9 protein-coding genes and 2 pseudogenes are annotated in these 8,335 nt (G+C 63.9%); 8 read left to right on the forward strand and 3 right to left on the reverse strand.

Going from position 1 to position 8,335, the window contains the following annotated elements:
• Positions 1–12: 12 nt before the first annotated feature.
• Complete coding sequence (fabI, locus tag VZ95_RS11150) at positions 13–810, reverse strand: enoyl-ACP reductase FabI (RefSeq protein ID WP_198148241.1); 798 nt, start codon at positions 808–810, stop codon at positions 13–15.
• Between the two features lie 66 nt (positions 811–876).
• Here fabI and mnmG point away from each other — a divergent pair.
• The 5 genes and pseudogenes from mnmG (at position 877) to VZ95_RS28840 (ending at position 5,079) form a co-directional block, all read left to right on the forward strand.
• Positions 877–2,750 (forward strand): annotated as a pseudogene (mnmG, locus tag VZ95_RS11155) (tRNA uridine-5-carboxymethylaminomethyl(34) synthesis enzyme MnmG).
• Positions 2,747–3,364: a 16S rRNA (guanine(527)-N(7))-methyltransferase RsmG gene (gene rsmG / locus VZ95_RS11160; RefSeq protein WP_198148242.1), complete on the forward strand. Its 618-nt coding sequence runs from the start codon at positions 2,747–2,749 to the stop codon at positions 3,362–3,364. Before mnmG ends, rsmG begins: the two are co-directional and overlap by 4 nt.
• A complete protein-coding gene (locus VZ95_RS11165) occupies positions 3,354–4,172 on the forward strand; it encodes a ParA family protein (protein WP_045775906.1) in 819 nt (272 codons plus the stop codon). Before rsmG ends, VZ95_RS11165 begins: the two co-directional genes overlap by 11 nt.
• Positions 4,169–4,800, forward strand: a pseudogene (locus tag VZ95_RS28835) (ParB/RepB/Spo0J family partition protein); the annotation flags it as partial. The gene VZ95_RS11165 and the pseudogene VZ95_RS28835, both read left to right, overlap by 4 nt.
• Positions 4,801–4,842: 42 nt before the next feature.
• A complete protein-coding gene (locus VZ95_RS28840) occupies positions 4,843–5,079 on the forward strand; it encodes a hypothetical protein (RefSeq protein ID WP_456297698.1) in 237 nt (78 codons plus the stop codon).
• Between the two features lie 56 nt (positions 5,080–5,135).
• On the opposite strand, the gene VZ95_RS24080 is transcribed toward VZ95_RS28840, so the two are convergent.
• Complete coding sequence (locus VZ95_RS24080) at positions 5,136–5,429, reverse strand: hypothetical protein (RefSeq protein WP_156995246.1); 294 nt, start codon at positions 5,427–5,429, stop codon at positions 5,136–5,138.
• Positions 5,402–5,947, reverse strand: coding sequence for a hypothetical protein (locus tag VZ95_RS11175; RefSeq protein ID WP_045775907.1), 546 nt, complete (start codon positions 5,945–5,947; stop codon positions 5,402–5,404). The genes VZ95_RS24080 and VZ95_RS11175 overlap by 28 nt, the downstream gene beginning before the upstream one ends.
• Before the next feature lie 139 nt (positions 5,948–6,086).
• On the opposite strand from VZ95_RS11175, the gene ispH reads away from it, so the two are divergent.
• From ispH to rnhA, 3 genes are all read left to right on the forward strand, one after another.
• Positions 6,087–7,037 (forward strand): 4-hydroxy-3-methylbut-2-enyl diphosphate reductase, encoded by a 951-nt coding sequence (gene ispH / locus VZ95_RS11180; protein ID WP_045775908.1) that lies wholly within the window; start codon positions 6,087–6,089, stop codon positions 7,035–7,037.
• Between the two features lie 5 nt (positions 7,038–7,042).
• Positions 7,043–8,014, forward strand: a complete 972-nt coding sequence (locus VZ95_RS11185; protein WP_045775909.1) for a homoserine kinase — start codon at positions 7,043–7,045, stop codon at positions 8,012–8,014.
• On the forward strand, positions 8,011–8,335 hold a 325-nt coding region (gene rnhA / locus VZ95_RS11190; protein ID WP_045775910.1), incomplete at its 3' end, for a ribonuclease HI. The genes VZ95_RS11185 and rnhA, both read left to right, overlap by 4 nt.

The raw sequence follows: 8,335 nt of genomic DNA on the forward strand, positions 1-8,335 counted from the left end.
TTTGCCCCTCCCCTACCCCATCAAATGATACCCCCCATCAATGAACAAAGTCTCCCCGGTCATGATCCGGGCGGCATCGGTGGCGAGCAGGGCGGTGGCGAGGCCGACGTCTTCGATCGTGGCGAGGCGGTGGCCGGGGGTGCGGTCTTGGGTTTCCTCGATCAGCGTATCAAACTCGGCAAGGCCCGAGGCGGCGCGGGTGCGGATCGGGCCGGGGGAGAGGATATGGACGCGGATGTTTTTCGGCGCAAGCTCGGCGGCCAGATAGCGCCCGGCGCTTTCCAGCGCGGCTTTGACCGGCCCCATCAGATTATAATGTTCCACGACCCTTTGCGCCCCGAGGTAACTCATGGCGAAGAGGGTGCCGCCGTCCGTCATCAGGGGTTCGGCGAGCTTTGCCATGCGAATGAAGGAATGGCAGGAGATATCCATTGCCTCGGCAAAGCCGGGGCTGGAGCTATCGGTGAGGCGGCCTTGCAGGTCATCCTTGGGGGCGAAGGCGATGGAATGGATGAGGAAATCGAGCTTGCCCCAGCGCGCGGCGAGGGTCTCGAACACCGTCTCCAGCGCACCCGGCTCGGCGACGTTCAGCGGTAGAACGAGTTCGATTCCCATCCCCTCCGCCAGCGGGGCGACGTGGGGTTTTGCCTTCTCATTCAGATAGGTTATCGCCAACTCGGCCCCCAGGGCGTGGGTGGCTTGGGCGCAGCCGTAGGCGATGGAGTGTTCGTTGGCGATGCCGACGATCAGGCCCTTCTTGCCATCAAGGCGCAGGCGCGCGGGGTCGAAAGGGTTCGGCGTTATTGTCATGGCAGGGCTCCCTCAGGGGTCCGTCTCTTGCCGGAACCCGTGGTTTTGCGTAAGGTCCGCGCCATGATGCAGAAATTTGATGTCATTGTCGTGGGCGGTGGGCACGCCGGTACGGAAGCCGCCGCGTCGGCGGCCCGCATGGGCGCGCGCACCCTCTTGCTCACCCACCGGAAAGACACGGTGGGGGCGATGTCGTGCAACCCCGCTATTGGCGGCCTGGGCAAAGGCCATCTGGTGCGCGAGATCGACGCGCTTGATGGGATCATGGCGCGCGCTATCGACCGGGGCGGGATTCAGTTCCGCATTCTCAACCAGTCGAAAGGCCCCGCCGTCCGTGGCCCCCGCGCCCAGGCCGACCGCAAGCTCTATGCGGCTGCCGTGCAAGACCTGCTCGCCGAAACGCCGAACCTCGTGATTCACGAAGGCGCGGCGGTCGATCTTCGCTTCACCGGCACCCCCGGCATTGACGAGCGCATCAGCGCTGTGGTGCTGGCCGATGGGACAGAGATCGCCACGGGCGCGGTGGTGCTCACCACAGGCACCTTCCTGAACGGGCTTATCCATATCGGCGAAACCCAGATTCCGGCGGGGCGCGTTGGCGAGCCGCCGGCGCTGGGCCTATCCGAAGCGCTGCTGTCGCGCGGCTTTGCTCTGGGCCGGCTCAAGACCGGCACGCCCGCGCGGCTGGATGGGCGCACCATCGATTGGGCCGCCCTTGAGAGCCAGAAGGGCGACACGCCCCCGCCCCCCTTCTCGTACCTCACGGATCGGATTACCACGCCCCAGGTGGACTGCGGCATCACCTATACGACCGAAGACACCCATCGCATTATCCGCGAAAACCTGCATCGCGCGCCGATGTATAGCGGCCAGATCGCCAGTACCGGCCCGCGCTACTGCCCGTCGATTGAGGATAAGGTGGTGCGCTTTGCCGACCGCACGGCGCATCAGATTTTCCTGGAGCCGGAAGGCTTGGACGATCCCACCGTTTACCCGAACGGCATTTCGACCTCGCTGCCGGAGGATGTGCAGCGGTTGGTGATCGCTTCGATTCCGGGGCTTGAGAAGACGGTCATTATCCGCCCCGGCTATGCCATCGAATATGATTACGTCGATCCGCGCGAGTTGCGGGCGACGCTGGAAACCAAGCGCGTCACCGGCTTGTTCTTCGCGGGCCAGATCAATGGCACGACGGGGTACGAGGAAGCCGCCGCGCAAGGCTTGATCGCCGGGCTCAATGCCGCCTTGCGCGCAGGCGGCGGGGAAGTCGATTTCACCCTGGACCGCAGTCAGGCCTATATCGGCGTGATGATCGATGATCTCACGACGCGCGGCACCGCTGAGCCCTACCGCATGTTCACCAGCCGGGCGGAGTATCGCCTGTCCCTGCGCGCCGATAATGCCGACCAGCGCCTGACCAATCTCGGCACCGCCATCGGCGTTGTGGGGTCGGCGCGGGCGCGCATTTATGGCGAAAAGGAAGCGGCCCTGCTCGCGGCACGCACGCTCGCCACCGGCCTGAAGATGACGCCGACCGAGCTGGCGAAACGCGGTATCGCCATCACTCAAGATGGCGTGGCGCGCACGGCGCTCGATCTGCTGCGCTTCCCCGATGTCACTATCGACCGGCTTACCGGCATTTGGCCGGAGCTTGCCAATCTGCGCGCCGATGTGGTCGAGCAACTCGTGATCGACGCGGGCTATGCCGGGTATCTGGACCGGCAAGAGGCGGATATTCGGGCGTTCCGCAAGGATGAAGCCTGAGCCTGCCGCTGGATCTGGATTACACCAAGGTCGGCAGCCTGTCGGCGGAAGTACGGCAGAAGCTGATCGCGGCAAGGCCGGAAACCCTCGGGGCGGCGGCGCGCGTGCCGGGCGTCACCCCGGCGGCGGTGATCGCACTGCTGCGGCACGTGAAGCAAAAGTCGGTTGCCGCGTGACCCAAAGCCCGGCAATCCTCAGCGATGTTTCACGTGAAACACGCGCCCGACTCGACACCTATGCCGAGCTGCTGTGCAAGTGGCAGCCGCGCATCAACCTAATCGCCCCGTCCACGGTAGCAGACCTGTGGGTTCGCCATTTTGAGGATTCGGCGCAACTGCTACCGCTGGTGCCGCTCGGCACCACCCGGATTGTCGATATGGGCAGCGGCGGCGGTTTCCCCGGTTTGGTGCTGGCGATCCTCACGGGGATCGAAACGCACCTGATCGAAAGCGACAGCCGCAAATGCACCTTTCTGCGCGAAGCCGCCCGCCTCACCGACGCGCCGGTGACGGTCCATACGAAGCGCCTGGAAGCCCTGCCCTCGCTGAACGCCGATCTCGTCACGGCCCGCGCGCTCGCGCCGCTCGCCGATTTGCTGACCTATGCTAATCACGTGGGGCGTCCCGTGGACGCAGGCGGTTGGCAGGGATTGTTCCTCAAGGGTGAATCCTGGCAGAATGAAGTGGACGCGGCCCAGCCGCGCTACCGTTTTACGCTGGCGACCACGCCGAGCCGCACCCACCCGTCGGCCATGATCTTATCGATCAAGGATGTTCATCATGTCTCCTGAATCCGCTTCGGCAACCTCCGCCGGTCCGTTAGGCCGGGTGATCGCGGTCGCCAATCAAAAGGGCGGCGTCGGCAAAACCACGACGGCGGTGAACCTCGCAACCGCGCTCGCCGCGTGTGACAAGCGCGTGCTGGTGTTGGATCTCGATCCCCAGGGCAATGCGTCGACCGGCTTCGGGATTGATCGGCGCTATCGGTCGGTCGGGGCCTATCAGGTGCTGACCGATGGCGCGTCGATCACCGATGCCGCCGTGGGCACCGAAGTGCCGGGCCTGTCGCTCGTCACCTCCTCCGTCGATCTGGCCGGGGCCGAGTTCGAGTTGATCGATCAGGACGAGCGCGAGTATCGCTTGCGCGATGCGCTGGAAAAGCAGCCGCTGCCCTATGATTATATCCTCATCGACTGCCCGCCCTCGTTGGGCCTGCTAACGCTGAACGCGCTGGTCGCCGCCGATGCCGTGTTGGTGCCGCTGCAATGCGAGTTTTATGCGCTCGAAGGCTTGGGCCATCTGCTGCGCACGGTGGAACGGGTGAAGAAGAGCTTCAATCCCGATCTCACCATTCAGGGTATTGTGCTGACCATGTACGATAAGCGCAATAACCTGTCGGACCTTGTCGCGTCCGACGTGCGCGAGCATATGGGCAAGCTGGTCTATGAGGCGGTGATCCCGCGCAATGTGCGCGTGTCGGAAGCCCCCAGCCACGGCAAGCCGGTGCTGATCTATGATCTGAAATCCCCCGGCAGCCGCGCCTATCTGGATCTGGCGCGCGAAGTGTTGAAGCAAGAAACGGAATGGGTCGCGGCATGATCGACGATAAGGCAAAGAAGCCCCGGCGTTTGGGCAAGGGGCTCTCGGCGATTTTCGGCGACGATGAGCCGGATCAAGCTGCGGCGGAAACCACGGGCGGCACGCCGCCCCTCCCCCGCACGCTTCCCGTTTCCTACCTCACGCCGGGCCGCTATCAGCCGCGCCGGAGGTTCGAGGCGGAGGCGATGGAACAGCTCATCGCCTCGGTGCGGCAACAGGGGGTCGTCCAACCCCTAATCGTCCGCCCACTTGGCGATAATAAGTATGAGATCGTTGCGGGGGAGCGGCGCTGGCGCGCGGCCCAAGCCGTCCAGCTTCACGAAGTCCCGGTCGTCATCCGCGATATGACCGACCGGCAGGCGCTGGAAGTCTCGCTGCTGGAAAACATCCAGCGGCAAGACCTCACGCCGCTGGAAGAAGCCGAAGCTACCGCCGCCTGATGGACGAGTTCGGCCATACCCAGGAAGTGCTCGCCAATCACTTGGGCAAAAGCCGCAGCCATATCGCCAATATGCTGCGCCTGCTGAACCTGCCGGAAGCCGTGCGCGAGCTGGTGGAAAGCGGCGCGCTTTCAGCCGGCCACGCCCGCGCGCTCCTCACGCTGCCGAACCCGGAGGAAGCCGCCGAGCAGATCATCGCTAAGAAGCTGTCCGTTCGCGCCGTCGAGCAAATGGCCCAGCGCGCGAAAGACGGCCAGCCGATCTTCGCCCCGCCCGCGCCGAAAGTGCGTCGCCCGAAAGCGACCGTCGGCGGCGTGAAAGACCCGGATACGCTAGCGCTGGAAGCCGATCTCGCCAATAAGCTCGGCGTGCCGGTGGAGATTCTCATGCAGGGCGAAAGCGGGCAGTTGGTGCTGCATTACGCCTCGCTGGAACAACTCGACGATCTGTTGCAGCGGATAAAGTAGGGGGCTCTGCCCCTCGCCCCGCTCAAGGGGTTTCGACCCCTTGAGAATCCGCGCTTCTAGTCACCCTCGGGTGGGCTCAGCAGCCGCGCTATCGCGGCCTCCGGCTGGCGCGGATCATTATCCAGAACCAATCGCCCAGTGGGGAGCAGACGCAGCGTCACCCCTCGGCTGCATCTTCCTTGGCACGGCGCGGGGAAGGCGGCAATCGGCGGATCGAGCGCGGCCAGCATCGGGGCTAGGGCCGCGAGCAGTTTTTCCGATCCGCGCGCGGCGCAGGACGGGCGGTCCCGTCCGAAGCGCCGGTTGACGCAGACGAGCAGCCTTAGCGGTGGCTGTTCTGCCGGTTCCATTCCAACTGGTCCGGCGTGAGGCGGAAGCCGATCAGCACTTCGTAAGCATCGCCGAATTCGCCCGCTTGCAGGGGGAGGCGCTGTTCGATTTCGTCGAACAGGCCCACGCGAATGCTGTTCACCGGATACTCGGCGCGCAAGGTAAAATCTTGCTGGGCGATGATCGCGCGGTTCTTATCGAGAATGCTGACGAAATAGGGCAGATCGGCCCAGCGCGGCCCATTGGCGGCGGCCCCGCGTTCGGAGGTGAGTTCGATGCGCAGATCAACCATCACCGTGCGCAGCTTGTCTTCATAATAGCAGGAGCCGGAGAAGCCCGCGATTTGGGAGAAGGACTGCACGTCGGTAATATCACGCCCCGCCCCATCGCGGAAAATCGTCATACGGGCGGCATCGGCGAGAATGCCGACGCGCGGGCAAGGGGGCACGGTGGATGTGGTCGCCGGGCCGCTGCACGCAGCAAGCATAAGCCCCAGGCTAAGAGCCCCCAACCGAACCGCCGTCGAAACCGCACCCATGCTCGTAAACCCCTTTTCGAAACCAAGGCCCCTTACATAGCAGCCCCGGCGCTCGCTTCCTACTGCGGCGAGTGGGGGTTAGGCTTGTCCTGGCGAGGTAAAGCGATTTAGGGTGCAGCGGCTTTGAAGGATAGGTGCGATGACAGAGTCTCTTCCGCCGCTCACGGTGTTACTTGCTGGCCCGCGCGGTTTTTGCGCTGGGGTGGACCGGGCGATTCAGATTGTCGAACAGGCGCTGCGGAAGTTCGGCGCGCCGGTCTATGTGCGCCATGAGATTGTCCATAACCGCTTCGTCGTCGAAAGCCTGGAAGCGCAAGGCGCGGTGTTCGTGAAGGAGCTGGATCAGGTGCCCGATGATCGGCCCGTGATTTTTTCGGCCCACGGCGTGCCGAAGGCGATCCCGGCGGAAGCCGAGCGGCGGCAGATGATCTATCTCGATGCCACCTGCCCGCTGGTCTCGAAAGTGCATCTCGAAGCCGAACGGCACCATGAGGCGGGGCTGCATATTCTGCTGATCGGCCATAAGGGCCACCCGGAGGTAATCGGCACGATGGGCCAACTGCCGCCGGGCTCGGTGACGCTGGTGGAAGATCTCGCCCAGGCCGAAAGCGTGACGGTGCCCGATCCGGCGCAAATCGCCTATATCACCCAAACCACCCTGTCGGTGGACGACACTAAGGATATCGTGGCGGCGCTGGAAACGCGTTTCCCCGCCCTGCAAGGCCCGCGCAAGGGCGATATTTGCTACGCCACTACCAACCGGCAGGAAGCGGTCAAAGCGATTGCCGAGCAAAGCGAGGCGCTGCTGGTGATCGGCGCGCCCAATTCCTCCAACTCGCGGCGGCTGGTGGAAGTGGCGGAACGCTCCGGCTGTCCGCGCGCCGGGCTGATCCAGCGGGCGAGCGAGATCGATTGGGCGGATTTTGCCGATATTCACACCCTCGGGCTGTCAGCGGGGGCATCGGCCCCGGAAGTGCTGGTCGATGAGGTGATCGCCGCCGCGCGCCAGCATCGGACCGTGACCATCCGCGAGATCCGCGTGACCGAGGAAACCATAACCTTCAAACTGCCCAAGGCGCTGGCGGGATAATCTCAATGGCTGTTTATACCGATATTCCCGATGAGGAACTGCGCGCCTTTGTGGCCGATTACGGCATCGGCGAGGTGACCTCCTATATGGGCATCGCCGAGGGGGTGGAGAATTCCAACTTCCTCATCAATACCACCGAGGGCCGCTATATCCTCACCCTCTACGAAAAGCGGGTGAACCCGGACGATCTGCCGTTTTTCATCGGGCTGATGGATCACCTCGCCGCGCGTGGCCTCTCCTGCCCGATCCCGCTGACCACCGAAACCGGCCAGCGTTTGCGCGTTTTGCGCGATCGCCCCGCCGCGATGGTCAGCTTCCTGCCGGGGGTGTGGCCGCGCCGGATCGTGCCGGGGCATACGGCGGAACTGGGCGAGGCTTTGGCCAAGCTGCATAAGGCCGGGGCGGATTTTCCCCTGCGCCGGGCGAACTCCCTGTCCGTGGACGGCTGGGCGAAGCTGATCGCGGCGACCGAAGCCCAGGCCGATGACGTGCGCCCCGGACTGGCAGCAGCGCTGGCCGAAGAATTCGCGTCTCTGAAAGCCCAGTGGCCGAAGGATTTGCCCCAGGGCGTGATCCACGCCGACCTCTTCCCCGATAATGTCTTCTTCACCGGCGACAAGGTGAGCGGGCTAATCGACTTCTACTTCGCCTGCACCGATGCGCTGGCCTACGATTTGTCGATCTGCCTCAACGCCTGGTGCTTCGAGGCCGACGGCAGCTTCAACATCACTAAGGCAATGGGCCTGCTGCGCCGTTATCAGGCGGTGCGCCCGCTCACCGACGCCGAGATCAAGGCCCTGCCGATCCTCTGTCGCGGCTCCGCCTTGCGCTTCCTGCTCACCCGCCTCTACGATTGGCTGAACCGCCCGCCGGGGGCGCTGGTGAAGCCGAAAGACCCGATGGAATATTGGGCCAAGCTGCGCTTTCATCAGCACGTCAGCGATGCGGTTTCTTATGGGTTGGAGCGGGTTTCGTGAGCGAGACGGAACCTCTTGAAAAAGTCGCCCTTTTCTCCGATGGCGCGTGCAGCGGCAACCCTGGCCCTGGCGGCTGGGGGGTGATTTTGCGGTTTCGCGGCGTCGAGAAGGAGCTTTTCGGCGGTGAGCGCGATACCACCAATAATCGTATGGAGATGATGGCGATTATCCAGGGGCTGGAAGCGCTGAAACGCCCGGTTGCAGTGGATATTTTCACCGACAGCAAATATGTGATCGACGGCATCACCAAATATATGCCGACCTGGAAGAAGAATAGCTGGCGCACCGCCGATAAGAAGCCAGTGAAGAATATCGATCTGT

Source organism: Elstera litoralis (assembly GCF_000963705.1).
Taxonomy (GTDB): domain Bacteria; phylum Pseudomonadota; class Alphaproteobacteria; order Elsterales; family Elsteraceae; genus Elstera; species Elstera litoralis.

Excerpts from the sequence above, each read along its gene's own strand:
- ispH (WP_045775908.1), top strand. The coding sequence starts at position 6,087 with ATGACAGAGTCTCTTCCGCCGCTCACGGTGTTACTTGCTGGCCCGCGC.
- VZ95_RS11185 (WP_045775909.1), top strand. The coding sequence starts at position 7,043 with ATGGCTGTTTATACCGATATTCCCGATGAGGAACTGCGCGCCTTTGTG.
- VZ95_RS28840 (WP_456297698.1), top strand. The coding sequence starts at position 4,843 with ATGGCCCAGCGCGCGAAAGACGGCCAGCCGATCTTCGCCCCGCCCGCG.
- VZ95_RS11165 (WP_045775906.1), top strand. The coding sequence starts at position 3,354 with ATGTCTCCTGAATCCGCTTCGGCAACCTCCGCCGGTCCGTTAGGCCGG.
- fabI (WP_198148241.1), bottom strand. The coding sequence starts at position 810 with ATGACAATAACGCCGAACCCTTTCGACCCCGCGCGCCTGCGCCTTGAT.
- VZ95_RS11175 (WP_045775907.1), bottom strand. The coding sequence starts at position 5,947 with ATGGGTGCGGTTTCGACGGCGGTTCGGTTGGGGGCTCTTAGCCTGGGG.
- VZ95_RS24080 (WP_156995246.1), bottom strand. The coding sequence starts at position 5,429 with ATGGAACCGGCAGAACAGCCACCGCTAAGGCTGCTCGTCTGCGTCAAC.